Here is a 23,715-nt window from a genome sequence, read left to right as displayed (position 1 = left end):
CCATCGGTCATTGCCGAGGTGTGGTTCGCCTGTTAGAGTCGAACATGTATTCGAATAGCCTTGGGGGAGGTTGGTCGTGGGGGAATTGGTGGCACCGGATCTGGACGAGTTGCGGGCGTTCGCGGCACGGCTGCGGGTAATTTCCGCTGACGGGGATGCGGGGTTGGGGATCGATCTGCTCGACGCGATCGAGGCGTTGAAGTCGGTCGGGTGTGCGGCGCAGGCGGTGATCACCGACGACGTCGCCACGTGTATCCGCGCGGATCGCAGGACTCGGGGGTTGCCGCGGGCCGAGTGGGACCGCGGCATCGCGTCGCAGATTGCGTTGGCGCGCAGGGAATCCCCGAACCGGGGCGGTCGATACCTCGGGTTCGCCCACGCTCTGGTGCACGAGATGCCCCACGCCCTGGCCATGTTGCAGACCGGCCGGCTGAACGAATGGCGCGCCACCCTGGTGGTGCGCGAAACGGCCGGCCTATCGGCGGCCGATCGGGCAATTGTGGACCGCCGGTTGTGCTCGGACCCGGCCACTCTCGACGGTGTCGGCGACCGCGGCCTGATCGCATGGGCCAAGGCGTTGGCGGTGGAACTCGACGCCGCAGCGGTCGTGGCCCGGCACCGCAAGGCTGTGTCCGAACGGCGGGTCACAATACGCCCCGCGTCGGATTCGACGGCGTATCTGAGTGTGCTGATGCCGGTTGAGCAGGCGGTCTGCCTGCAGGCGACCCTGGGGCGGGACGCGGACAGCCTGATCGCCACCGGGAACGGCGGTGGCCGCACCCGCAATCAGCTGATGGTGGACTTGTTGTTCGACCGGGGCACCGGAGCCGAAGTGACGTCGGGTATTCCGGTGACGGTGAACCTCGTGCTCTCCGGCGAAACGTTGCTGACCGGCGGGCGCGAGGCGGCGCAGCTGCAGGGTTTCGGGCCGGTGCCGGCGGGGATCGCGCGGCAACTGGTCGCCGACGCCATCGATGGAGATGCCGAGACGTCGTTGCAGCGCATCTACGCATGCCCACAGTCGGGGTCGTTGACCGCGCTGGAATCCCAATCCCGAACATTTCCGAAAAGCCTGCGAAAGCTGATCGACCTGCGGGATCAGACGTGCCGCACCCCTTGGTGTGACGCTCCGATTCGACACCACGACCACATCCGCTCACACCGCGAATCCGGTGCCACCAGCGCGGAGAACGGGTCCGGGCTCTGCGAGGCCTGCAACTACGCGAAGGAAGGACCAGGCTGGACGGCCCGACCGGTGCACAACCCCGGCCGCACCCATCTCCTCGACCTCGGCACCCCGACCGGGCACCTCTACCGATCTGCGGCCCCACCGCTCCCGGCCGCGGCACGGCAGTCGGGAGTCGAGGCGGTACTCATCGCACAATTGCGTGCGTCTTGACCCGGCGGCCACGGGATTGGTCGTAGGGTCGTGTGCATGGCCAGCTGGAACGAGTTCGCCGAAGCTGCTCCGCGGATTGCCGCTATCTTCTCCCGTCGACATGCAGCGACCGGAAACCTCTGCATGCTTGGCACGCTTCGCTCCGACGGATTCCCGCGGATCAGCCCGGTCGAGCCGAGATTCTTCGAGAAGCAGTTGTGGATCGCCGGAATGCCGAACACCACGAAGTTCCGGGATCTGGCTCGCGATCCGCGCTTCTGCCTCCACACCGCGACCGTCGACACCGAGGTGAAGGAGGGCGACGCAAAACTGTGGGGTGTCGTCGACGACGTCCAGGACAAGGCCCTGCACCAGCGTTTCGCGCAGGCGCTGTTCGACGAGACCGGGTTCGACATCCGGGGGCAGGAATTCGATCACTGCTACCGAGCCGACCTGACCGGCGGCTCGGCGGTGGAGGTCGGCGACGGCCACATGGACATCACCATCTGGAAACCGGGCGAGCCCGAGCACGTCGTGCGAAAGCACTGACTGCTTACTCCTGCCGCGACATGACACGGTCTGGACATACATGGACATCCAACTATAGGATGGGCTACATATTCGGAACTCCCTCATCGAGTAAGAAACGGGTTCGCACAATGGTTCAAGAGCTATCCCACTTCGTCGGCGGCAAGCGCGTCCCCGGTGCCTCCAACAAGTTCGGCGACGTCTACGACCCCAACACCGGTGAGGTGCAGGCGCGTGTGCCTCTCGCCGACAAGGCCGAGACCGAGGCGATCATCGCGAACGCGGTGGATGCTCAGCGGGAATGGGCGCTGTTCAACCCGCAGAAGCGGGCCCGCGTCCTGATGAAGTTCCTCCAGCTCGTGCAGGAGGAGATGGATTCGCTGGCGCGCCTCCTGTCGTCCGAGCACGGCAAGACGATCCCCGACGCGAAGGGCGACATCCAGCGCGGCCTCGAGGTCATCGAGTTCGCCCTCGGCGCCCCGCACCTGCTCAAGGGCGAGTACACGGAATCCGCCGGAACCGGCATCGACGTGTACTCGATGCGTCAGCCGCTCGGCGTCGTCGCCGGCATCACGCCCTTCAACTTCCCGGCCATGATCCCGTTGTGGAAGGCCGGTCCCGCGCTGGCCGCCGGCAACGCGTTCATCCTCAAGCCGTCCGAGCGCGACCCGTCGGTGCCGCTGCGTCTGGCCGAGCTGTTCCTCGAGGCCGGTCTGCCCGCAGGCGTGTTCAACGTGGTCAACGGTGACAAGGAAGTGGTGGACGTTCTGCTCACCGACGACCGCGTCAAGGCTGTCGGGTTCGTCGGCTCCACGCCCATCGCGCAGTACATCTACGAGACCGCCGCGGCCCATGGCAAGCGTGCGCAGTGCTTCGGTGGCGCGAAGAACCACGCGATCATCATGCCCGACGCCGACCTCGACGAGGTGGCCGATGCCCTTATCGGCGCAGGTTACGGCTCCGCGGGTGAGCGGTGCATGGCCATTTCCGTCGCGGTCCCGGTGGGCGAGGAGACGGCCGATGCGCTCGTTGCCAAGCTGACCGAACGGGTCGGCAAGCTTACGATCGGCCGCAGCGACGACGAGTCCGCCGACTTCGGCCCGCTGGTCAGCAAGGACGCCCTCGAGCGGGTGAACAACTACATCCAGATCGGCATCGACGAGGGTGCGGAGGCCGTGATCGACGGCCGCGGCTTCACCCTCGAGGGCCACGAGAACGGCTTCTTCGCCGGCGCGACCCTGTTCGACAAGGTCACCACCGACATGCGCGTCTACAAGGAAGAGATCTTCGGGCCCGTCCTGCTCGTCGCCCGTGCCGCGGACTACGAGGAGGCACTCCGCCTGCCGACCGAGCACGAGTACGGCAACGGCGTCGCCATCTTCACCCGCGACGGCGACACCGCCCGCGACTTCACGAACCGCGTGAACGTCGGCATGGTCGGCGTCAACGTGCCGATCCCCGTGCCGATCGCGTACCACACGTTCGGCGGCTGGAAGCGCTCCGGCTTCGGCGACCTGAACCAGCACGGTCCCGACTCGTTCCGCTTCTACACCAAGACCAAGACCGTGACGCAGCGTTGGCCCTCGGGCAAGAAGGAAGAGACCAACCACTTCGTCATCCCCACCATGAACTGAACGGACCTCCATGTTCACCTTGACCGATGACGAGCGGGCGATCAGCGACACTGCCCGCGACTTCGCGGCCGAGCATCTCGCGCCGCATGCCGTGGAGTGGGATCAGGCCAAGCATTTCCCGGTGGATGTCCTGCGTAAGGCGGCGTCTTTGGGGATGGGTGGGATCTACATCCGCGAGGACGTGGGTGGGTCCGAGTTGACTCGTGTCGACGCGGCCCGGATCTTCGAGCAGCTCGCGAAGGGGTGCCCGTCGATCGCCGCGTACATCTCCATCCACAACATGGTCACCTGGATGATCGACAAGTTCGGCACCGACGAGCAGCGGCGCGCGTGGGTGCCGGGGCTGTGTTCGATGGATCAGCTCGGCAGTTATTGCCTCACCGAGCCGGGTGCCGGTTCGGATGCGGCGGCGCTGAGCACCCGGGCGGTCCGGGACGGCGACGACTACGTCCTGACCGGGGTCAAGCAGTTCATCTCCGGTGCCGGCACCTCCGAGGTGTACGTGGTGATGGCCCGCACCGGGGACAGCGGTCCCCGCGGGATCTCGGCGTTCATCGTCCCGAAGGGGTCGCCGGGTCTGTCCTTCGGGCCGAACGAGGTGAAGATGGGCTGGAACGCCCAGCCCACCCGTCAGGTGATCTTCGAGGACGTGCGGGTGCCGGCGGCGAACCTGCTCGGGTCCGAGGGTGGTGGTTTCCGGATCGCGATGGCCGGCCTGAACGGTGGCCGGCTCAACATCGCGGCGTGCTCGGTGGGCGGCGCGCAGACCGCGCTGGAGCGGGCCGTCGCCTACCTGACGGACCGGAAGGCGTTCGGGTCGCCGCTGATCGACTCGCAGGCACTGCAGTTCCAGCTCGCCGACATGCGCACCGAACTGGAGGCGGCCCGCACCCTGCTGTGGCGGGCGGCGGCGGCGCTCGAGGACGGCGCCCCCGACGTCGTCGAGCTGTGTGCGATGGCGAAGCGGTTCGCCACCGACACCGGGTTCGAGGTCGCCAACCGGGCGCTGCAGCTGCACGGGGGGTACGGCTATCTTGCCGAGTACGGAATCGAGAAGATCGTCCGGGATCTGCGGGTGCATCAGATCCTCGAGGGCAGCAACGAGATCATGCGGGTGGTCATCGCCCGCAGCGTCATCGGAAACAGAGGAGCGGCATGAGCGAGGCGGTACCCACGGAACCGGACGTTCTGATCGAGAAGCGGGGCGGGCTGGGCCGGATCGTGCTCAATCGGCCGAGGGCGATCAACGCCCTCAATCATGCGATGGTCCGGCAGATCGCGGCGGCCCTGGCCGAATGGTCCGGCGACGACGCGGTCCGGGCGGTGGTGATCACCGGTGCCGGGGAGCGGGGCCTGTGCGCGGGCGGCGACATCGTGTCGATCTACCACGACGCGAAGGACGGGGGCACCGGTTCGCGGGAGTTCTGGCGCGATGAGTACATCCTCAACGCGGCCATCGCGCGCTACGGCAAGCCGTACGTGGCGATCATGGACGGCATCGTGATGGGCGGCGGGGTCGGGGTGTCGGCGCACGGCAGCGTGCGGATCGTCACCGAACGGTCGATGATCGGGATGCCCGAGACCGGCATCGGGTTCGTCCCCGACGTCGGCGGCACCTACCTGCTCGCCCGCACCCCGGGCGAGTTGGGCACCCACATCGCCCTGACCACCGCCCGGCTCAGCGCCGGCGACGCGATCGCCTGCGGGTTCGCCGACCACTTCATCCCGTCGGAGAAGATCGAGCAGTTCATCGAGGCGTTGTCGACGACGACCGTTCAGGAGGCGCTCGGCGCGTTCACCGAACCGGCACCGGCATCGGAGTTGCTGGGCCAGCAGGGCTGGATCGACGCCGCGTACTCCGCCGACACGGTCGCCGACATCGTCGCCCGGTTGCGCGGCAGTGGGGTGCCCGAGGCGCAGAAGGCGGCCGAGCAGGTGCGCTCGAAGTCGCCGACCGCGTGCGCGGTCACCCTGACATCGCTGCGCCGCGCCCGGCAGGCCGGCAGTCTCGAGGAAGTCCTCGACGACGAGTTCCGGGTGTCCGTCGCCTGCCTGAACTCGCCCGACCTCGTCGAGGGCATCCGGGCGCAGGTCGTGGACAAGGACCGCAACCCGCAATGGTCGCCCGCCACCATCGAGGAGGTCGACCCAGCGCAGGTCGACGCGTTCTTCGCACCACTCGGCGACCTCGAACTCGGCCTGACGGCCCCGCAGCCGCAGCATTGACCACCAGCTACACGCGTCCAGGAGGGACTGCTATGAGCACTACCGTCGGATTTCTGGGACTCGGCCACATGGGTGGCCCCATGGCGGCCAACCTCGTCAAGGCGGGGCACACGGTGGTCGGTTTCGACCTCGCGCCCGCCGCTCTCGAACAGGCAGTGAAAGACGGTGTCACCGTCGCCGATTCGGCCGTGGAGGCGGTGCGTGAGGTGGACGTCGTGATCACGATGCTGCCGAGCGGAAAGCACGTTCTCGGGCTCTACACGGAGATCCTGCCCGCCGCGAAGCCGGGCACCCTGTTCATCGATTCGTCCACCATCGACGTCGCGGACGCCCGGGCGGCGCATGACGAGGCCGTCGAGGCGGGCCACCGTTCGGTGGACGCACCCGTTTCCGGTGGCGTCGTCGGCGCCACCGCGGGAACGCTCGCGTTCATGGTCGGCGGCACGGCGGACGACTTCGAGTCCGCGAAGCCGCTGCTCGACGTGATGGGCAAGAAGGTCGTTCACTGCGGAGACCCGGGCAACGGTCAGGCCGCGAAGATCTGCAACAACATGATTCTGGGCGTGTCGATGATCGCCATCAGCGAGGCGTTCGTCCTCGGCGAGAAGCTGGGTCTGAGCAACCAGGCCCTGTTCGACGTCGCGTCCAACGCGTCCGGCCAGTGCTGGGCGCTCACCACCAACTGTCCTGTGCCCGGACCGGTTCCGACGAGCCCGGCCAACAACGACTACCAGCCGGGCTTCGCGGCCGCGCTGATGGACAAGGATCTCGGTCTCGCCGCGAACGCGCTGAAGACCAACGGCGTCGAGGCCGACCTCGGGCTGCGTGCCGCCGAGCTGTACAGCCGGTTCCACGCCGCCGGTGGTGGTGGTCAGGACTTCTCGGCCATCATCAACGACATCCGCGACCGTTCTACCAAGGGAGACCAGTGACCGACTTCGAGACCATCCTGCTCGACCGCAAGGGCCGGGTGGGGATCATCACCCTCAACCGTCCGAAGGCGCTCAACGCACTGAACTCCGAGCTGATGCGCGAGGTCGTGTCGGCGGTGGAGGAGTTGGAGAAGGATTCGGAGATCGGTGCCATTCTGATCACCGGTTCCGATCGGGCGTTCGCGGCGGGTGCCGACATCAAGGAGATGCAGCCCAAGTCGTACATGGACGTCTACCTGGACGACTTCTTCGCCGCCTGGGACCGTCTCGCCGCGGCCCGCAAGCCGACGATCGCTGCCGTCGCCGGTTACGCACTCGGCGGCGGATGCGAACTGGCGATGCTCTGCGACATCTTGATCGCCGCCGACACGGCGAAGTTCGGTCAGCCGGAAATCAAGCTCGGTGTCATCCCCGGCATCGGCGGTTCGCAGCGGCTGACCCGGGCGGTGGGTAAGGCCAAGGCCATGGAACTGTGCCTGACCGGCCGGAACATGGACGCCGAGGAGGCCGAACGCGCCGGGCTGGTGTCGCGGATCGTGCCCGCCGCTGATCTGCTCGACGAGGCGCTGCAGACGGCGACAACCATCGCCGAGATGTCGCTTCCGGTCGCGATGATGGCGAAGGAAGCCGTCAACCGCTCGTTCGAGACCACCCTCACCGAGGGCGTCCGATTCGAGCGTCGGGTGTTCCATTCGACGTTCGCCACCGAGGATCAGAAGGAAGGCATGGCAGCGTTCGTCGAGAAGCGTGCGCCCGTGTTCAAGCACCGCTAGAAACCCTGAGAACGACTGTCGCCCCGCACCGGGATCCGGTGCGGGGCGACAGTCGTCTCACCACTTGGTGGGGGCGTCTCCGGTGTCGAAATCGCCTGCCTCGCGGCGCAGTTCGGCGAGGATCGTGACCAGTTGTTCCAGCTTGTCGCCGGACACCCCGGGACTCGAGAACACCTGGGCGTTGAGTCGCTCGGTGGACTCGACGGCCAGTTTCCTTCCCGCGTCGGTGATTTCGATCAGGGTCGCGCGGCGATCGCTCGGATGCGGGACACGTCGCACGAGATTCGCCGTCTCGAGCCGGTCGACGGCGTTCGTCACGCTGGTCGGGTGAACCTGAAGGCGCGCGCTGGCCTTCGCCATCGGGAGCGCGCCGGTGCGCGTGAACGTCAGCAGTGTCAGCAATTCGTACCGGGCGAACGTGAGCCCCGACGGCTTGAGCACCTCTTCCACCCGGGCCATCATGATCTGCTGTGCCCGCATCACCGAGGTCACCGCAGCCATGCCGTCGGCGACATCACCCCAGCCGTGCTTGGTCCACTGCCGGTGGGCCTCTTCGATGGGGTCGAGATGAAGTGGTGACGGTGGTGGCATGCGTCGATCATCCCATGACGGGTGATGGGCCGCGAAAGTCTGCCGAACGTGTCGTCAGTGCGCTTCCGCCTTCGCGGCAGCCGCCAACGCCACCAACCCGAGTCCCGCGCACGCCGTCATCGTGACCGCGAGAGCGACGCCGGTGTTGCCGAGCACGCCGACCAGAGGAGCGATCAGCGCGCCGACACCGAACTGCAGGGCGCCGAGCAGCGCGGCAGCCGTGCCAGCCGCCTCGCCGTGGCGGCCGAGAGCCAGCGCGGGGGCGTTGGGCAGGACGAAGCCGACACCGGCGAGGAGGAACCACAGCGGAACCACGAACCCGACGAGCCCGCCGAACTCGAAGTGGGCGGTGGTGACCAGCGCCAGCCCGGCCACCGTCGCGAAGGCGAGGGCCGACACCGTGATCTGCAGCGGTGACCACCGTGCGAGGGCGCGGACGTTCAGTTGCGAGGCGCCGATCAGAGCGATCGCGCCGGAGCTGAACAGCAGCGCGAACTGCTGCTCGTCCAGGCCGTACTGGTCCTGGAACACGAACGACGCACCGGAGACGTACGAGAACAACGATCCCATCGCCACACTCGACACGAGTGCGAGCACCATGAACGCGCGGTCACCCAGCAGGCTCTTGTAGGTGCCCAGCACGGCGCGCAGACTGCTCTTGCGCCGCCGCTCCGGCGGCAGCGTCTCCGTCAGACCCCACACCCCGATCAATGCCGTCAGGGTGCCGATCACGGCGAGGACGACGAAGATGCCGCGCCAGTCGACGGCGATGAGGAGCGCCCCGCCGATACTCGGGGCGAGAACGGGTGCGACGCCGAGCACGAGCATCAGCCGCGACATCACGACGGCCACGGTGTTCCCCGAGAACAGGTCGCGGACGACGGCGAGCGCGACCACCGCTGCGGCGGCGGCCCCAATGCCCTGGAAGACGCGGAGCACACCCAGCACGGCGACGGTCGGCGCGAAGACAGCGAGCACGGACGCGACCACGTGGACACCGATACCGGCGATGAGGGGACGCCTGCGCCCGAGGCTGTCCGCGAGCGGTCCGACGATCAACTGCCCCAGCGCGAGGCCGAGCAGAGTGCCGGTGATGGTCAGCTGGACCGCGGACGACGATGCGCCGAGGTCGGTTCCGATGTCCGGAAGCGCAGGCAGGTACATGTCGATGGTGAAGGGGCCGAGGGCCACCATCGCGCCGAGTACCAGGATCACCCGGAGGCTGGGACGGGTCGTCGTCCGGTCGGCGGTCGGGGCGGCGCGTTCTTCGGTATCGGTCACGAAGCAACACAGCAACGAGGGCATGTGGTTTGTTCCCGCCGCGGCATGTCGGTTTCAGAATCACCGTGAGCGCAACCCTCGCGCCCGGGGCACCGGCCGGGCACAGTAATCATCGATGCGGGTGTGACTGAGTGGTTGAGGTACCGGCCTGCAAAGCCGTTCACACGGGTTCGAATCCCGTCACTCGCTCGGGTGAGAACCGGCAGGTGATGCACCTGCCGGTTCTCTTTCGCGTGGTCACACGTCTTCGAGGCGAATGCCCTTGGTCTCCTTCATGAACAGGCACGCGACGCCGGTGAGGGCGGCCAGCACCATGATGTAGACGCCGAACACCCAGCCGAGGTCGAGTCCGAGGAGAAGCTGGTTCAGGTACGGGGCGGTGCCACCGAACACCGCGACGGAGAACGAGTACGCGAATCCGATCGCCTGGGTGCGTAGTCGCGTCGGGAAGCTCTCCGACAACGTGGAGGACAGAATCGACGCGGGGACCGCGACGATCAGCAGGGCGGCGGTGGTGGCGACGAGCAGGGTCCACCCGTCGGACGTGATCATCATCGTCAGCGGTAACTGCAGGGCGAACATCAGAACCGCGAAGGCGCCCAGCATGGGCCGCCGGCCGATCTTGTCGGAGAGCAACCCGAGGAACGGCAGCGAGACCAGAGCGATCAGCTGAGCGATCACCAGCATCCAGTACGCGGTGTCGGGATTCATGCCCTGCTGTGTGATCGCGTACGTGGAGATGTACGACGTCCAGGTGTAGTGCGCGGCCGTGATGCCCGAGGTCATCCCGATCATCAGGAGGATCGCCCGGACGACGGCACGGCGGGGGATGCTCGGCTGATCGTCGTTGTTCTGCGCTGCGTCGAAGACGTCGCTCTCTTCCATGCTGCGGCGCAGATACAGAGCGAACAGTGCCAGAAGCGCGCCGATGAGGAACGGGATACGCCAACCCCATTGACCGACCGCGGTGTCGGACAGGGAGGAGGTGACGACACCGCCGACCGTGTAGGCCAGCACCGAACCGCCGAAGATCGCGATGAACGCGACGCTGCCCCACATGCCGCGCCGGTGCGGAGGCGCGATCTCGCCGACGTAGGAGTACGCGGTCGCGGACTCGCCGCCGTGCGCGAAGCCCTGCATGACGCGCGCCGCGAGCAGGATCAGGGACGCCCATGCGCCGATGGTCGAGTAGGTGGGCATCACTCCGATGATCAAGCTGCCCGTGGCCATCATCAGCATGGTCGTGACGAGAACGAATTTGCGTCCGCGCTTGTCGGCGATCCGGCCGAAGATGATCCCGCCGAGCGGGCGCATCAGGAAGCCGACCGCGAAGACGGCGAGCGTGGACAGCAGGGCGGAGACCGGGTCCGAGTTGCTGAACATCGCCGCCGCGATGAACGGGGCGAACACCGCGTAGGCGCTCCACTCGTACCACTCGAGGACGTTGCCGACGGAGCTGGCGAGGAGCGATTTCTTGCGAGAGGCGAGGGTGGGGCCGGAATGGGTGTCAGGCTGCGCCTGGCGAGTGAGGTCGACGTTCACGTGCAGTCACTTTCGTCGGGGTCGCGGAGTCGAAAGGTCGGAGAGGTCGGGTCGTCAGCGCAGGTCGCTGCGACGGATCTTGCCCGTCTGGGTCTTCGGGAGGTCGGTGATGATGTGCACCAGCCGCGGCCGCTTGTACGCGGCGAGACGGTCGCGGGCGAACGCGACGAGTTCGTCCTCGGTGGCGGTCGCGCCCGTGCGGAGCGAGACGTAGGCCACCACCGATTCGCCCTGGTAGTCGTCGGGCTGACCGACGACGGCGGCCTCGTGCACGGCCGGGTGTTCGTAGAGGGTGTCCTCGACCTCACGGGGCCACACCTTGTAGCCGGAGACGTTGATCTGATCCTTGAGCCGGTCGACGAGGTACACCCACCCCGCTTCGTCGATGATCGCGACGTCCCCGGTGCGCAGCCGTCCGCCGGGCAGCGTGTCCCGCGAGGCGTCGGGGTTGCGCCAGTAGCCCGAAACAACCTGCGGTCCCGCGATTTCCAGTTCGCCCGCGGTGTGGGGCGGAACGGGGTCGCCATTCGGGTCGACGGCGCGGATGTCCACCCGGGGCAGCGGGAGACCGATGGACAGTGAGCCGCTCGCCGGGTCGACCGGCGCCCGCAGGCCGGGTGGCACCGCGATCACTCCGGCGGTGGTCTCGGTCATCCCGTACGCGTTGTGGATGTACTTGCCGAATCCGGCTTCGAACTTCTCCACTGTCGCTGGCGGGATGGGCGCGCCGCCCGAGTAGAGGGTCTTGACCGAGGCGAAGTGGTCCGCGCTCACACCCGGCACCTCGGAGAGTGCGTTGAACACGGTGATCGAGCCGATCGTGTAGGTCACCCGGTGTTCCACGAACGTCTCCAGTGCGACGGCCGCGTTGAACCTGTTCGCGAAGACGAGCACACAGTCCCGGACGAGGGCCACGCCGGCATTGAGCACGGCACCGGTGATGTGGAACAGGGGCGCGACGGCGAACACGACGTCCCCGTCGACGACGCCGGCGCAGGCACCGAAGTCGAGTGCGGTGGCCAGCACGTTCGCGTGGGAGTTGAGCGCGCCCTTCGGCGGGCCGGTGGTCCCGGAGGTGTAGGTGAGCAGCGCAAGATCGTCGCCGTCTAGTTCGATCAGGGGAGGCCGCCTGCCGCGAAAGCGTGCGAGGAGTGCGACGAGGTCGCCGTCGGCTGCCGGCGTGGCGCGCGTGGTGGACTCGAACACCCGCGGATCGTTGCGGGTCTGGAAATCGAGGGCACTGGTGCTGATCGAGAATCGCACGCTGCTGCCGCGCAGGGTTTCTGCCGTGGCCGCGGCGCTCACGTCTTCGCAGATGATGCCGATCGGTTCGGCATCGTCGACGAGGCGGCGGAGTTCGTTTCCGCGGTACATCGGATTGAGCACCAGCGCCGCTGCGCCGACCTTCCACAGCGCCAGCAGGGCGAGGGCGTACTGCGGCACATTTTGCAGGTAGATGCCCACCCGGTCGCCGCGCCCCACACCCCACTCGTCCAGCGCGACGGCGAGGGCATCCGACAGGTCGTCGACCTCGCGCGCTGTGAGGGTGCCATCGAAATAGGCCACGGCGGGGTGATCGGGATGGGCCTCCACGCGCGACCGCCACGCGTCGAGAGTGGTCGCTTCGGGTGGCTCCTGGATTCCGTCGTTGGTATACGTCGACGACACCGCTGTCTCCTTTCTCCGGCGCCGGTCCGAACGGGATGTCCGAATTCGAGCGGCCGACCGATCACTCGCTCGGTCTGTGTGGGCAAGTGTTGTGTGTCACACCCGGGTGTGTCAAGTCGGTGCCCGCGGGACTGCTGATTCCGTCACGGCCGCGGCGACGGTTGCGGCTCATATTTCCGTCTGGCAATATGAGGGAATGAGCGCCTACGCCGCCCTGGCCGAGCCGCACCGCAGACAGATCCTCGACTTGCTGCGTGATGGTGAGCGGCCCGCCGGAGAGCTGGTGGAGCACATCGCGCTCAGTCAGCCCGGCGTGTCCAAGCACCTCAAGGTGCTGCGCGAGGCCGGGCTCGTCGTGGTGCGCGTGGACGGCAGGCAGCGTCTGTACGCGCTGCGGCCAGAACCCCTCGCCGAGGTCGACCAGTGGCTGGAGCCGTACCGCGCGTTCTGGTCGAGGCGCCTCGACGCACTCGAACTACACCTGGAGGAGAACCCATGACCGACGGAACCCTGGAGACGATCGATGGTCGCCCGGCACTGCGCTTCGAGCGCACGCTCGCCCACTCGATCGAGCGCGTGTGGCGGGCGGTCAGCGTGCCGGCGGAACTCGAGCGCTGGTTTCCCGCAGCCGCCGAGTGGACACCGGCGACGGGGGAGACCTTCGAGGCCTACGGCGCGACCGGCGAGGTGACCGAGGTCGATGCACCCCATCGGCTGGCGTGGACCTTCGGCGGCGAGAAGTACAGCTTCGATCTGACCGCTGAGGGAGACGGCTGCCGGTTGATCTTCATCCATGTCTTCGGTGACCGAGCGATCGCAGCGCAGACTGCGGCCGGCTGGGAGACCTACCTGTCGCGGCTCGAGCCGCATCTCGCAGGCGGGTACCTCTCCGAGGCGGAGGCGCACGGCTCGTGGGATCAGTGGGAGGAAGTTCACGAGAGCTACGCCGAGCGCTTCGGCGTCGACCCGACGCCGGGACGGCAATTCCTGGCGGCTCAGCGGGCCGGTCAATGACATCCGGTAGACCCTAGGGTCACCCGAAACATTCCGAATTCCTAGCTCGCGACGCGGTAGTGGAGGGAGGCGAAGCCGCTGCCGAAACGGCGCTCGTCCAGCAGTTCCAGCCTGCACCGGACGCGCTCCGGGAGAGACCGGGTGCCGCCTCCCACGACGACGGGTGCGACGAACACCTGGCATGCGTCGACCGACCCGGCCGCGAAGGCGTGGGAGGCGAGTCCCGGGCCCCGATGCTGATGTTCCGTGCCGCGCTCGCCTTCAGTTGCCGGACGGCGTCGGGGTCGAATTCCCGCTCGATGCGGGTCCTGGCGCTGGACGCCGCCTCCAGTGTCGTGGAGTAGGCGACCTTGGTGGCTGCTCAGCAGATTTCCGCGAAGTCCTGCACGCAGACAGGCTCTCTCGCGAGGTCGGGTACGGATTCCCGATACGTCATCGTCTCGTACATCCGGCGCCCGTAGAGGTAGGTGCCGATCGGACGTTCGAGGTCGTTGACGAAGCTGTGGACCTCCTCGTCGGGTGCGGCCCAGTCGAAATTGCCGTCCTCGTCGGCGATGTAGCCGTCGAGCGACATGATCGTCGAGTAGATCAGCTCGCCCACCGCGAACCCCCCTCGTGTCTGCTGGTCCGGATCAGCGTGTCACGTCGAGTGCATCGACATCGACGCCTGCCGCCGGAAGCAGGTGATAGAAAGCGCGTTCGCACAGATCGATCATGTCCGTGCGGTCCATGGTCGGCTCGTCGAGCCACGACAGCACGACCTCTTCCATGAACGCCTGCCAGCCCGAGATCGCAGCCTCGAGCGCGGGTGTCGTCGGCACCCCGAACTCCGCCAGCGACGCACCTATCCAGCGGGTGAAGGTGTGCCGCATGCCGCGGTAGATCTGCCGCATCCGCTCGTCACCGCTACCGGCCATCCGCATGACCGCCAGGTAGATGGTCGGGTGCTCGATCACCGCGTCCGCGAATGTTTCGACGCCGGCCCGGAGCTGCCCGGACACGGGCAGCGTCGCGTCGGGGGTCATCCGGCGTTGCAGTTCGGAGGCCGAGGCCTCGAGGACGGCGTTGCGAAAGCCCTGCTTGTTCTTGAAGTAGTGGAACAGCAGGGGCGGGGAGACGCCCGCCTCGGCCGCCACCTGGTCCATCGACAGATCGTCGAACGGCACCGTCTCGAGAAGCCGGACGGCCACGTCGAGGATCTGCGCGCGCCGATCTTCGGGAGAGCGGGGTGCGGCGGCCACCCCTGCACTCTATTGAGGAACCCTCGAAGCGTCCATTGACTTTTACTCAACGGGATACGTAACCTCGGGTAACACATACCGAGTGTGAGGAGCGCAACAATGTCGGATTTCGATGTCGTCGTCAATGGTGGACTGTGGTTCGACGGAACCGGATCCGCGCCCCGGCGCCGCAATCTCGGCATCCGCGACGGCGTCGTCGTCCGCGCATCGATCCGTCCGCTGCCCGTCGGGCCCGACACCGAGATCATCGATGCGGCAGGCAAATGGGTGGTCCCCGGATTCGTCGACGTGCACACCCACTACGACGCCGAGGTGCTCGTCAGCCCCGGACTGCCGGAGTCGGTGCGACACGGCGTGACCACCGTCGTCCTCGGAAACTGCTCCCTGTCCACCGTGTACTCGACGCCGCGTGAATGCGCCGACCTGTTCAGCCGGGTCGAGGCTGTACCACACGACTCCGTGCTCAGAATCCTGGACGAGAACAAGATCTGGCAGAGCCCGGCGGAGTACGTCGAGGCACTCGAATCGCTGCCGCTCGGCCCCAATATCGCCGGTTTCATCGGGCACTCCGACATCCGCACCCACGTGCTCGGGCTCGGCCGGGGCACCGACAAGCGGACCAAGCCGAGCACCCGCGAACTCGAGCGGATGGGCGCGATGCTCACCGAGGCCGTGGACGCCGGCTTCCTCGGCCTGTCCTCGATGACCAATGCGCTCGACAAGATCGACGGCGACGAATACCGTTCGCGCTCATTGCCGTCCACGTATGCGCGGTGGAAGGAGTTCCGCTTCCTCAACCGCATCCTGCGCGACCGCGGCAAGATCCTGCAGAGCGCGCCGACGATCAACCTGCACCCCAACATCGCAGGATTCTTCGCGGAGAGTTCGGGTCTGGGACGACGCAAGCCCCTCAAGACGTCGCTGCTGTCCGCCGCGGACTCGAAGGCCTACCCGCCGATCGTGTACTTCATGCTCGCCGCGGCGCCGCTGCTCAACCGCTTCGCCAAGACCGACTTCAAGTGGCAGCACCTCCCGGTGCCGTTCACCGTCTACGCCGACGGCATCGACCTCGTGGTGTTCGAGGAGTTCGGTGCCGGCGCGGCGGCACTGCATCTGAAGGACGAGGTGGAGCGAAACGCCCTGCTGCAGGACGAGTCCTACCGACGCCGGTTCCGCAAGGATTACGACAACAAGTTCAGCCCCCGCATCTGGCACCGCAATTTCTACGACGCGGTGATCGTCGGGTGCCCCGACGAGGCGCTGATCGGCAAGACGTTCGGCGCGGTGGGCGATCTGCGTGGCGTGCACCCGGTCGACGCGTATCTCGATCTCGTCGTGAAGTACGGCGCCGACCTGCGGTGGCGGACCACCATCGCCAACCATCGTCCCAAGTTCGCGAAGAAGCTCGCGGCCAGTTCCGGCGTGCAGATGGGATTCGGCGACGCGGGTGCGCACCTGCGCAACATGGCGTTCTACAACTATCCGATCCGGTTGCTGAAGAAGGTCAAGGACGCGCAATCCGACGGCACACCGTTCCTGTCCGTCGAGCGTGCCGTCCACCGGCTGACGGGCGAGCTGGCCGACTGGTACGGCATCGATGCCGGCCACCTGCGCGAAGGGGACCGCGCCGACCTCGTCGTCATCGATCCGGCGGGTCTCGACGCGACCGTGGACGGATTGTTCGAGGCCGAGGTCCCCGAGTACGGCGGTCTGCGCCGGATGGTGAACCGCAGCGACGGCGCGGCGGTCGCGACGGTGATCAACGGCAGGCTCGTCTATCGCGACGGGGAGTTCACCGGCGGGTTCGGCGTCACCAAGACGGGACGGTTCCTCCGCGCCGGTGCGTCGGCCGCAGACCACAGCGAGCGTGAGACGGCCGTCCGATGAGCGGCATGGAGCGGATCCGCACGTTCACCCGGGACGGGCTCGTGTTCGACGTTCGCGACGAGGGTCCGATCGACGGCACGCCGGTGGTGCTGTTGCACGGATTTCCGCAGGACTCGCGGTCGTGGGACGAACTGGCACCGCTGCTGCACCGGCGGGGATTTCGCACTCTCGCGCCGGACCAGCGCGGTTATTCTGCCGGGGCCCGGCCCCGCGCCCGCTGGGCGTACCGCGGCTCGGAACTGGTCGCGGACATCGTCGCGCTCATCGACCAGGCGGGCCTCGGGCCGGCGCATGTCGTCGGGCACGACTGGGGCGCTGTGGTGGCCTGGGGTCTCGCGGCGGAACGGCCCGACCGGGTTCGCACGCTCACTGCGCTCTCGGTGCCGCATCCGGCGGCGTTCGTAAGGGCGATGCTCACCAGTGGCCAGATCCTGAAGTCCTGGTACATGTTCGCGTTCCAGCTGCCGTGGATTCCGGAGCGGCTGATCACCCCGGACGGTTACGGCTACCGGGCACTGCTCGCCAGCGGCCAGTCTGCGGACCGGGCGAAGCGCGACCTCGAACCCATGCGCGATCGGACGCGGGCCCGGGGCGCTCTGAACTGGTATCGGGCCATGCCGTTCACCGCACCCCGTTCGGCCTCCCGGAAGGTCCGGGTGCCCACGCTCTTCGTGTGGAGCGACGGCGACTCGGCGATCGGGCCGGTAGGTCCCGCGCTGACCGCACGCTTCGTCGACGGCCCGTACACCTACGAGGTGTTCCGCGGTGTGAGCCACTGGATTCCGGACGAGGCGGCCGAGCGCGTCGACGGACTACTCGGCAGCCACCTGCTCGATCAGTCGTGACGCCGATCGGTCCGTCCGCGCCACGTCGCCGGTGACCAAGCGGTCGAGGAGGATGCCCCCGCAGCCCGGACACCGCGACCGTCGCATTCTCGCGGGCGTCCTGAGACTGAGTGGAGATCCCGCATCGGATCATCGCGTCGGCGACGGCGTCGATCAGCGTGTGGATGGCCGAGGTGGCGAAGTCGGCGAACGGGCGTTCGGTGAGGCACTGAGCGGCGCGCACTCCCTCGGCGCGGTCGGAGCCCTCGAGGCGATTCTCACCGTTCTGACGGTGCGCGAACAGATCGTCCCGTCGCCCCTCAACCTCGACAACCAGGATCCCGCCATCGACCTGGACGTCGTCGCCGGGTCACCCCGCCGTCAGCGCATCGATTACGCAATGAGCAATTCGATCGGTTTCGGCGGGCACAACGTCGCGCTCGCCGTCGGACGGTACTGATCGGCTGTCCGCTGTCGGTGAACGCCGCCGCGGCCGGGTGCGTCGTCTGGGAGACTCCGAAGGTATGGAAGCTCAGCGCAGACTGACGCTGGTGACGGCCGCTCCCGAGCAATCGCGGGAGGAGCCGCTGGTGCGTGAGCTGTACGGGCGAGTGCTCCGCGAGGCTCGCCGGGACCAGGATCGCAGCCTCGAGGACGTCGCAGCCGCCGTCGGTATGTCGAAGCAGTACCTCTCCGAGATCGAACGTGGCAAGAAGGAGCCGTCGTCGGAAATGCTGCGCGCGGTGTGTGGGGCGCTCGGTCTGCCGGTGGAACACCTGCTGTTCCGGTCCGGGCGCCGGCTCGGCGCGGCGAACCGGAACCCGGCGACCAGGAGCCTGAACCGGCAGGCGCCCACGCTGCTCGCCGCCTAGCGCCGTCCGTCAGGCCGCGACGAGCGTATCGGCCAGGCCGTACTCGATGGCCTCCTCGGCTGTGAAGATGCGGTCCCGGTCGGTGTCCCGCCGCAGCCGCTCGACGGTCTGACCGGTGTGTTTGCTCAGAATCGCCTCGGTCTGCGAACGGACCCGCATGATCTCCGCGGCCTGGAGCGCCAGGTCGGAGATTGTGCCGTTGCCCTGGGTGGACGGCTGGTGCAGCAGCGTCCGGGAGTGGGCCAGGACGTGGCGGTGTCCCTTGGTTCCCGCAGCCAGGAGCACGGCGGCGGCGGACGCGGCCTGGCCCATGCAGTACGTGGCGATGGTCGGACGGAGGAACTGCATCGTGTCGTAGATCGCGAGCATCGCCGTCGTGGAGCCGCCGGGCGAATTGATGTACAGCCCGATCTCCTGATCGGAACTGTCCGCCTGGAGGTGGAGCAGCTGTGCCATCACGACATTGGCGACTCCGTCGTCGATCTCGGTGCCCAGGAAGACGATCCGTTCGTTCAGCAGTCGGCTGAAGATGTCGAACGACCGTTCGCCTGCCGGGGTGCGCTCGATGACGTGGGGAATGGTGTATTGGGACATGGCTTCACAATCCAATTCTCGGGGCGGTGGTGTGCGGGGCGATCTCGGCGAACGAGGACACGACGCGGTCGACGATCCCGTAGTCGCGGGCCTCGTCGGCGGTGAACCACCGGTCCCGGTCGCTGTCCTCGGCGATCTGCTCGACCGGATGCCCCGTCTCGGCGGCGAGGATCTCCTGCGACTGTCGTTTCATCCGTTCGAGGCTCTCGGCCTGGATGGCGATGTCGACGGCGGTGCCGCCGATGCCCGCCGAGGGCTGGTGCATCATGATGCGGCTGTGCGCCAGGCTGATCCGCTTGCCGTGGGTGCCCGAGCACAGCAGTACCTGGCCCATGCTGGCGGCGAAACCCATGGCGACGGTGACCACGTCGTTGGGAACGAGCTTCATCGTGTCGTAGATGGCCAGGCCGGCGAAGACGGAGCCGCCCGGTGAATTGATGTACAGCACGATGTCGCGTTTGGGGTCGGCGGCCGCGAGCAGCACCAGTTCGGAGCAGACCCGCTCGGCCATGGCGTCGTCCACCTCGCCGGTGAGGAGGATCGTGCGCTGGCGAAACAGTCTGTCCGCCAACAGGTCGCGGTAGTTCAGGTCGGGTAGTGCGGCTGTGGTCATGCCTCCATTACTACCGCTGCGCCGGTGCCGGACCGGCGATTGTCTGCTGTGGGCAGACGACCTGCGCCGGGAGGTTCGGAAACCCCGGCGACGGTACCGCACCCACCCGGGAATGTGACGCAGATCGCGTACGTGGCGACACTCCGGCGTCGAGCGCCGTGAACTGGGCGTTCGTGATTCGAGGTGGCCACGAGGAATCCAGTGGGTGAACGACTCACCACGGGCAGGTGAACGTCGGAAACAGACCGCTCGGCCAGTGGAATTGCCCGCGCGCGAAGTCGAACTCGCTGGTTAGGGTGCCCTCATGCACGTTCTGTTCGTCTGTAGCGGGAACGTCTGCCGCTCACCGATCGCAGAGCGGCTGACGCACGCGTACGCGCTTGCCCACGGTCTGCCGCACCTCACCGCCGAGAGCGCCGGTGTCCGAGCCCTCGTGGGCTTTCCGATCGAACCCGTCGCCGCCCGCGTCGTCGAAGGCCTCGGCGCGAGCGCCGACGGGTTCCGAGCGCGTCGCCTGCGGCCCGAGATGATCAAACGCGCCGACCTCGTCCTCGCGATGACCGAGCAGATCCGGGACCGTTCGATGGAACTGCTCCTCGGGACGAGCCACTGCACGTTCACGCTTCGCGAGGCTTGCAAGATCGCCACCGACACCGGTGCCCGCACCGTCGCCGAACTCGCCGTCGCCCGAAGGAAGTACGGCGAGATCGACGATGCGAACATCAGCGACCCCGTCGGCCTCGGCGAGGCGGCGTTCGCGCAGGTGGGAGATCGGATCGCCGCCGAACTGATGCCGCTGCTCGACACACTCGACCTCGGCAGCGGCACGAAACGGGAACCCGAGCCCGAGCCTGAACCCGAGCCCGGACCGCGGCCGTCTCCGGTCGTCCACCTGCCGCTGTCGCCCAGGCCGTTGATCGCGGCGCGGGCGGCGTCGTCGATCCTCGACTATCCCGTCAGCTGGTCGCGCTGAACTGATAGTTGGCGAATCTTTCGTCCACCTGCTCGGGCGTGAGCCCGAATTCCTCGAGCGTGTACTTGTGGGAGGGGCGGCGGTCGCCGCTGCGACTTTCGGCGTGCATCGCCTCCATCGCCGACTGGGCCGAGGCGCTGAGTTCGAGCCCGAAGTGTGTGTAGACCCCTTCGACGGTGCCGAGCGGGTCGGCCACGAAATCGTGGTAGCCGACGTCGATGAACTGAGCGGGATCGTGCCGGGCGCGGGCCGCGGTGAACTGCTCGAGCCCCCGGGCCCACAGCTCGAGCTGGCTCTCACCGATGACGCCGCCCCGGAACTTCTCCGACCACCCTTCCGTCGCCTGTTCCGCCAGGCTGCACACCGACGGGACGATCGTGCGCGGCGGCCGGTGGGTCTGGATGATCAGGGCGTCCGGATAGACGGCGAGCAACTCGTCGAGCGCGAACAGGTGGCTGGGGTTCTTCAGCACCCAGCGGCGGTCCCGGTCGGGAAGCCCGATCAGCTGCAGGTTCTTCTTGTGCCGCTGATAGGCGTTCGTCCAGTCCTGGCCCTCGAGCCAGCGGGAATATGTCGGGAGAGACGCCAGGCACTCGTAGGAGATCGACTTGAACGTCTGCCGCAGCAGCTGCCAGCACTCCTCGACCTCGCTCGCCGACATGTAGTGCACGCCCATGAATTCGGGGCGTTCGATGTGGTGGCGGCTGAAACCCTCCTCGATCTTCTGGAACACGGGATTCGATTCCCAGGTCTCGCGCGGCGGACGGGGCTGGGGCATCTCGGTCAGCCACATCTCCAGGCCCTGATGCGACGGGTCCGCAGTGAGCAGCCGGTGCAGCGCCGTCGTTCCCGTGCGGGGAAGCCCGGTGACGAAGATCGGCCGCTCGATCCGCACGTCCGCGTGCTCGGGGTTCTGCTTCCACGCCGCCTCGCTCAGCAGCCGCGCCACCAGGGCGCCGCGGAGGAACACCCGTGACACCTTGCTGCCGAGCGGGGTCAGTTGCTCGTCGACGTGGTACGAGTCCAGCAGGACGCCGAGGGCCTCGGTGTAGTCGTCCACGCCGAAGTCGGTGAGGCCGGTCAGGCGGGTGGCCGAGGCGTGAAGGTCCTCGACCGTGCCGACGGTGGTGCGCTCGCTCATGATGCTCCGGTTCTCGTCGCTAGTGATGGAATTCGCCGCAGTTGACGTCGAGGCACTGGCCGGTCACGGCGCTCGCCAACGGCGAGGCCAGGAAGATCACGGCGTCGGCCACTTCCTCGGTGGTGGGGAGCCTCTTCAGGTCGGTGTTCGCGGCGGTGTGTTCGTAGATCTGCTCGACGGTCGTTCCGTACTTCTCGGCCTGGTGCGTGAAGTACTGCTTCAGCGTCTCTCCCCAGATATAGCCGGGAGCAACGGAATTGACGCGGATTCCCTGCGGTCCCAGTTCCGTGGCGAGCGACTGCGATGTCGCGAGCAGGGCGGATTTGGCCATCTTGTAGCTGCCGTACCGCTCCTGGGAGTGCCGGAGCACCATCGAGTTGATGTTCACCACCGCTCCGTTCGATTCGGCGAGTGCGGGGGTGAACAGCTGGGTCAGCCGCAGCGCCCCGAGCACGGTCAGTTCGAAACTGCTGCGGATGTGGTCGAATTCCGTGCGGGCCAGCGGTTTCATCGACGGAACCGAGAACGCGTTGTTGATCAGCACGTCGACCTTGCCGTACGCGTCGACGGCCGCGGACACCAGATTCTCGGCCGATGCCTGATCCGTGATGTCGGTCGGGACGGTCACCGCGCGGCGGCCGACAGCGATGATCTCCTTGGCCACCTCGTCGAGACGTGATGCGGTGCGGGCGGCCAGCACCACGTCCGCGCCGGCGTCGGCGCAGCGGACGGCGAGGGTTCGGCCCAGGGCCGGTCCGACGCCGGAGATGACGACCACCTTGTCCTGCAGGAGTTGCGGAGTGGTCATGGCGCTCACTCCAGCATCCGGTCGGCGACCGCGGCCTGGCGTGCGGCGATGCGTGCGGCGAAGTCCTCGGGCGAGATCTTGTTGGAGTCGTAGTACGGCAGCGTCCGATGGATCTCGTCGAACTTCACGACCTCGATGCGGGGGCCGTCGTCCGGGGTCAGTTCGCGGGAGACGCGTTGCCAGCGGAACTGCAGGTAGCCGCGGAGGTGCCCGACGGTGGCGATCCAGTTGGCGACGCCCGGATTGCGCTCGCTGACGACGAGCCGGATGTGGTCGTCCGGATCCACCTGCGACTGGGCGACGTTCAGCGAGGTCTGGTGATTGACGTAGTCGAGGGAGATGTACCACATGCTGCCCAGCTGAAAACCCTGGTAGGGCACGTCGGCTTTCGGGACGGTGATGACGATGGCCTCGTCCTCGGCGAGTTCGTAATGCCCGACGGACGAGTACTGCGTGGCGAGGCCGCCCGGCGTCAGCCGCGGTTCGGTCATCGTGTTCACCGGCAGGTTCAGATAGAACCACTCCGGGAACTGCAGCCACGTCTTCACCCGGGACACCAGGGCTGTGCCCGCGCGGGCGTACCGCTTCTCGACGGCTTCCCGCGTGAGCGGACCCGGAGCCGTACCCGTCGTATCCGCCCTGGCGATGCGGATGGTGCCGCGCTGCTGACTCCAGTCGCTGTACACCTCCCGGACCACCAGCTGCGACGAACCCGGCGCGAGGGTGAAGTAGTTGCGCCTGCCGGCGCTCTCGCCCGGGCCGAACCGCACCTCGAACGAGCCGTCGGGGGCGATGTCGATCTCCCGGTCGTCGAACGCGGTGACGCTGCCGGGAACGTGTGCGGCCGTGTAGTTTCCGCTCAGCACCTGGAAGCTCAGGTCTGCCGTGGTGCCACGCCGCCCGGTCACCACGTATTCGACGTCGTCGTCGATCCGCGCGCCGAAGTACAGGGTGTCGGGGTTGTCGAGGCCCATCTTCATGTGCGGGCCGGTGCCCGAGATGAACGTCGGGTGCGACCGTTCGGTGGCCCAGGCGGCGTGCGTCGTGGCGAGAATGCCGCCGGCGAGGTACTGGTAGCCCTCCAGCAGATCCTGCTCGGTGCGGATGTGGGGGGCGCTCTCGATCAGTTTCTCGGCCTCGGCCATGGCGTCGGCGAATGGGTCGGTCAGCACACCGTGCTCCTCACGATGGGGGT

General features: G+C 67.4%; 25 protein-coding genes, 1 tRNA gene and 1 pseudogene. 15 read left to right on the top strand and 12 right to left on the bottom strand.

Annotated features, from left to right (window positions below; genetic code table 11):
• Nucleotides 1–76: 76 nt before the first annotated feature.
• The 7 genes from FND50_RS26055 (at nt 77) to FND50_RS26025 (ending at nt 7,471) form a co-directional block, all read left to right on the top strand.
• The gene (locus FND50_RS26055) at nt 77–1,399 is read left to right on the top strand and encodes an HNH endonuclease signature motif containing protein (RefSeq protein WP_144287599.1); all 1,323 of its coding nucleotides are present in this window, start codon (nt 77–79) and stop codon (nt 1,397–1,399) included.
• A 36-nt stretch (nt 1,400–1,435) separates the two neighbouring features.
• Nucleotides 1,436–1,927 carry a pyridoxamine 5'-phosphate oxidase family protein gene (locus FND50_RS26050; protein WP_144287598.1) on the top strand — a complete coding sequence of 164 codons (492 nt, stop codon included), beginning with the start codon at nt 1,436–1,438 and terminating at the stop codon, nt 1,925–1,927.
• Nucleotides 1,928–2,037: 110 nt separating this feature from the next.
• On the top strand, nt 2,038–3,540 hold the full coding sequence (locus FND50_RS26045) for a CoA-acylating methylmalonate-semialdehyde dehydrogenase (RefSeq protein WP_005564060.1): 1,503 nt from the start codon (nt 2,038–2,040) through the stop codon (nt 3,538–3,540).
• A 10-nt stretch (nt 3,541–3,550) separates the two neighbouring features.
• Nucleotides 3,551–4,699 carry an isobutyryl-CoA dehydrogenase gene (locus tag FND50_RS26040; RefSeq protein ID WP_144287597.1) on the top strand — a complete coding sequence of 383 codons (1,149 nt, stop codon included), beginning with the start codon at nt 3,551–3,553 and terminating at the stop codon, nt 4,697–4,699.
• Complete coding sequence (locus FND50_RS26035; RefSeq protein ID WP_144287596.1) at nt 4,696–5,766, top strand: enoyl-CoA hydratase/isomerase family protein; 1,071 nt, start codon at nt 4,696–4,698, stop codon at nt 5,764–5,766. The genes FND50_RS26040 and FND50_RS26035 overlap by 4 nt, the downstream gene beginning before the upstream one ends.
• Nucleotides 5,767–5,798: 32 nt before the next feature.
• Nucleotides 5,799–6,698: a 3-hydroxyisobutyrate dehydrogenase gene (gene mmsB / locus FND50_RS26030; RefSeq protein WP_144287595.1), complete on the top strand. Its 900-nt coding sequence runs from the start codon at nt 5,799–5,801 to the stop codon at nt 6,696–6,698.
• A complete protein-coding gene (locus FND50_RS26025; RefSeq protein ID WP_065491826.1) occupies nt 6,695–7,471 on the top strand; it encodes an enoyl-CoA hydratase in 777 nt (258 codons plus the stop codon). Before mmsB ends, FND50_RS26025 begins: the two co-directional genes overlap by 4 nt.
• Nucleotides 7,472–7,528: 57 nt before the next feature.
• Here FND50_RS26025 and FND50_RS26020 read toward each other — a convergent pair whose 3' ends face one another.
• Entirely contained in the window at nt 7,529–8,062 is a 534-nt protein-coding gene (locus FND50_RS26020; RefSeq protein WP_005252880.1) for a MarR family winged helix-turn-helix transcriptional regulator, read from the bottom strand.
• 54 nt (nt 8,063–8,116) lie between these two features.
• On the bottom strand, nt 8,117–9,367 hold the full coding sequence (locus tag FND50_RS26015; protein WP_043790418.1) for a multidrug effflux MFS transporter: 1,251 nt from the start codon (nt 9,365–9,367) through the stop codon (nt 8,117–8,119).
• Nucleotides 9,368–9,460: 93 nt separating this feature from the next.
• Here FND50_RS26015 and FND50_RS26010 point away from each other — a divergent pair.
• Nucleotides 9,461–9,532: transfer RNA gene (locus FND50_RS26010), tRNA-Cys, on the top strand.
• Between the two features lie 48 nt (nt 9,533–9,580).
• Here the strand turns inward: FND50_RS26010 and FND50_RS26005 are convergent.
• Nucleotides 9,581–10,885 (bottom strand): MFS transporter, encoded by a 1,305-nt coding sequence (locus FND50_RS26005; protein ID WP_144287594.1) that lies wholly within the window; start codon nt 10,883–10,885, stop codon nt 9,581–9,583.
• 54 nt (nt 10,886–10,939) lie between these two features.
• Nucleotides 10,940–12,553 (bottom strand): class I adenylate-forming enzyme family protein, encoded by a 1,614-nt coding sequence (locus FND50_RS26000; RefSeq protein ID WP_144287593.1) that lies wholly within the window; start codon nt 12,551–12,553, stop codon nt 10,940–10,942.
• Nucleotides 12,554–12,749: 196 nt separating this feature from the next.
• Here FND50_RS26000 and FND50_RS25995 point away from each other — a divergent pair, with 196 nt between their 5' ends.
• Together FND50_RS25995 and FND50_RS25990 are read left to right on the top strand one after the other, a co-directional pair.
• Nucleotides 12,750–13,052, top strand: a complete 303-nt coding sequence (locus tag FND50_RS25995; RefSeq protein ID WP_144287592.1) for a helix-turn-helix transcriptional regulator — start codon at nt 12,750–12,752, stop codon at nt 13,050–13,052.
• Entirely contained in the window at nt 13,049–13,567 is a 519-nt protein-coding gene (locus FND50_RS25990; protein ID WP_144287591.1) for an SRPBCC domain-containing protein, read from the top strand. The genes FND50_RS25995 and FND50_RS25990 overlap by 4 nt, the downstream gene beginning before the upstream one ends.
• A gap of 41 nt (nt 13,568–13,608) precedes the next feature.
• On the opposite strand, the gene FND50_RS37125 is transcribed toward FND50_RS25990, so the two are convergent.
• From FND50_RS37125 to FND50_RS25980, 3 genes are all read right to left on the bottom strand, one after another.
• On the bottom strand, nt 13,609–13,743 hold the full coding sequence (locus tag FND50_RS37125) for a hypothetical protein (protein ID WP_260850710.1): 135 nt from the start codon (nt 13,741–13,743) through the stop codon (nt 13,609–13,611).
• A 185-nt stretch (nt 13,744–13,928) separates the two neighbouring features.
• On the bottom strand, nt 13,929–14,168 hold the full coding sequence (locus tag FND50_RS37120; protein WP_260850709.1) for a dihydrofolate reductase family protein: 240 nt from the start codon (nt 14,166–14,168) through the stop codon (nt 13,929–13,931).
• A gap of 31 nt (nt 14,169–14,199) precedes the next feature.
• A complete protein-coding gene (locus FND50_RS25980) occupies nt 14,200–14,808 on the bottom strand; it encodes a TetR/AcrR family transcriptional regulator (RefSeq protein ID WP_005568289.1) in 609 nt (202 codons plus the stop codon).
• A gap of 99 nt (nt 14,809–14,907) precedes the next feature.
• Here FND50_RS25980 and FND50_RS25975 point away from each other — a divergent pair, with 99 nt between their 5' ends.
• The 4 genes and pseudogenes from FND50_RS25975 to FND50_RS25955 all read left to right on the top strand — a co-directional run bounded on the left by FND50_RS25975 (nt 14,908) and on the right by FND50_RS25955 (nt 18,391).
• Nucleotides 14,908–16,695, top strand: coding sequence for an amidohydrolase family protein (locus FND50_RS25975; RefSeq protein WP_144287590.1), 1,788 nt, complete (start codon nt 14,908–14,910; stop codon nt 16,693–16,695).
• A complete protein-coding gene (locus tag FND50_RS25970) occupies nt 16,692–17,540 on the top strand; it encodes an alpha/beta fold hydrolase (RefSeq protein ID WP_144287589.1) in 849 nt (282 codons plus the stop codon). The genes FND50_RS25975 and FND50_RS25970 overlap by 4 nt, the downstream gene beginning before the upstream one ends.
• Before the next feature lie 220 nt (nt 17,541–17,760).
• Nucleotides 17,761–17,979, top strand: a pseudogene (locus tag FND50_RS25960) (beta-ketoacyl-ACP synthase); the annotation flags it as partial.
• A 64-nt stretch (nt 17,980–18,043) separates the two neighbouring features.
• Nucleotides 18,044–18,391, top strand: coding sequence for a helix-turn-helix domain-containing protein (locus FND50_RS25955; RefSeq protein WP_144287588.1), 348 nt, complete (start codon nt 18,044–18,046; stop codon nt 18,389–18,391).
• A 9-nt stretch (nt 18,392–18,400) separates the two neighbouring features.
• Here the strand turns inward: FND50_RS25955 and FND50_RS25950 are convergent, their stop codons facing one another.
• Both FND50_RS25950 and FND50_RS25945 read right to left on the bottom strand, forming a co-directional pair.
• Nucleotides 18,401–18,985, bottom strand: coding sequence for an ATP-dependent Clp protease proteolytic subunit (locus FND50_RS25950; RefSeq protein ID WP_005264590.1), 585 nt, complete (start codon nt 18,983–18,985; stop codon nt 18,401–18,403).
• A gap of 4 nt (nt 18,986–18,989) precedes the next feature.
• Complete coding sequence (locus tag FND50_RS25945; RefSeq protein ID WP_144287587.1) at nt 18,990–19,598, bottom strand: ClpP family protease; 609 nt, start codon at nt 19,596–19,598, stop codon at nt 18,990–18,992.
• Between the two features lie 304 nt (nt 19,599–19,902).
• Between FND50_RS25945 and FND50_RS25940 the strand changes: the two genes are divergently transcribed.
• A complete protein-coding gene (locus FND50_RS25940) occupies nt 19,903–20,571 on the top strand; it encodes a low molecular weight phosphatase family protein (RefSeq protein WP_144287586.1) in 669 nt (222 codons plus the stop codon).
• Here FND50_RS25940 and FND50_RS25935 read toward each other — a convergent pair.
• Genes FND50_RS25935 through FND50_RS25925 form a run of 3 tightly spaced genes read right to left on the bottom strand, consistent with a single transcriptional unit; the run spans nt 20,555 to nt 23,692 of the window.
• Entirely contained in the window at nt 20,555–21,712 is a 1,158-nt protein-coding gene (locus FND50_RS25935) for a sulfotransferase (RefSeq protein WP_144287585.1), read from the bottom strand. The genes FND50_RS25940 and FND50_RS25935 overlap by 17 nt on opposite strands.
• Nucleotides 21,713–21,731: 19 nt before the next feature.
• Nucleotides 21,732–22,520: an SDR family oxidoreductase gene (locus FND50_RS25930; RefSeq protein ID WP_144287584.1), complete on the bottom strand. Its 789-nt coding sequence runs from the start codon at nt 22,518–22,520 to the stop codon at nt 21,732–21,734.
• 5 nt (nt 22,521–22,525) lie between these two features.
• Nucleotides 22,526–23,692 (bottom strand): hypothetical protein, encoded by a 1,167-nt coding sequence (locus FND50_RS25925; protein WP_144287583.1) that lies wholly within the window; start codon nt 23,690–23,692, stop codon nt 22,526–22,528.
• Between the last annotated feature and the right edge of the window lie 23 nt (nt 23,693–23,715).

Source organism: Rhodococcus sp. WB9 (assembly GCF_007558985.1).
Classification (GTDB): domain Bacteria; phylum Actinomycetota; class Actinomycetes; order Mycobacteriales; family Mycobacteriaceae; genus Rhodococcus_F; species Rhodococcus_F opacus.
This window is presented reverse-complemented; position numbering and strand designations above follow the sequence as displayed.

Bases quoted from the DNA above. Each gene is read 5' to 3' on its own strand.
- FND50_RS26050 (WP_144287598.1), top strand. From the start codon at position 1,436: ATGGCCAGCTGGAACGAGTTCGCCGAAGCTGCTCCGCGGATTGCCGCT.
- FND50_RS26045 (WP_005564060.1), top strand. From the start codon at position 2,038: ATGGTTCAAGAGCTATCCCACTTCGTCGGCGGCAAGCGCGTCCCCGGT.
- FND50_RS26040 (WP_144287597.1), top strand. From the start codon at position 3,551: ATGTTCACCTTGACCGATGACGAGCGGGCGATCAGCGACACTGCCCGC.
- FND50_RS26035 (WP_144287596.1), top strand. From the start codon at position 4,696: ATGAGCGAGGCGGTACCCACGGAACCGGACGTTCTGATCGAGAAGCGG.
- mmsB (WP_144287595.1), top strand. From the start codon at position 5,799: ATGAGCACTACCGTCGGATTTCTGGGACTCGGCCACATGGGTGGCCCC.
- FND50_RS26020 (WP_005252880.1), bottom strand. From the start codon at position 8,062: ATGCCACCACCGTCACCACTTCATCTCGACCCCATCGAAGAGGCCCAC.
- FND50_RS26015 (WP_043790418.1), bottom strand. From the start codon at position 9,367: ATGCCCTCGTTGCTGTGTTGCTTCGTGACCGATACCGAAGAACGCGCC.
- FND50_RS25995 (WP_144287592.1), top strand. From the start codon at position 12,750: ATGAGCGCCTACGCCGCCCTGGCCGAGCCGCACCGCAGACAGATCCTC.
- FND50_RS25990 (WP_144287591.1), top strand. From the start codon at position 13,049: ATGACCGACGGAACCCTGGAGACGATCGATGGTCGCCCGGCACTGCGC.
- FND50_RS25975 (WP_144287590.1), top strand. From the start codon at position 14,908: ATGTCGGATTTCGATGTCGTCGTCAATGGTGGACTGTGGTTCGACGGA.
- FND50_RS25970 (WP_144287589.1), top strand. From the start codon at position 16,692: ATGAGCGGCATGGAGCGGATCCGCACGTTCACCCGGGACGGGCTCGTG.
- FND50_RS25955 (WP_144287588.1), top strand. From the start codon at position 18,044: ATGGAAGCTCAGCGCAGACTGACGCTGGTGACGGCCGCTCCCGAGCAA.
- FND50_RS25950 (WP_005264590.1), bottom strand. From the start codon at position 18,985: ATGTCCCAATACACCATTCCCCACGTCATCGAGCGCACCCCGGCAGGC.
- FND50_RS25945 (WP_144287587.1), bottom strand. From the start codon at position 19,598: ATGACCACAGCCGCACTACCCGACCTGAACTACCGCGACCTGTTGGCG.
- FND50_RS25940 (WP_144287586.1), top strand. From the start codon at position 19,903: ATGCACGTTCTGTTCGTCTGTAGCGGGAACGTCTGCCGCTCACCGATC.
- FND50_RS25935 (WP_144287585.1), bottom strand. From the start codon at position 21,712: ATGAGCGAGCGCACCACCGTCGGCACGGTCGAGGACCTTCACGCCTCG.
- FND50_RS25930 (WP_144287584.1), bottom strand. From the start codon at position 22,520: ATGACCACTCCGCAACTCCTGCAGGACAAGGTGGTCGTCATCTCCGGC.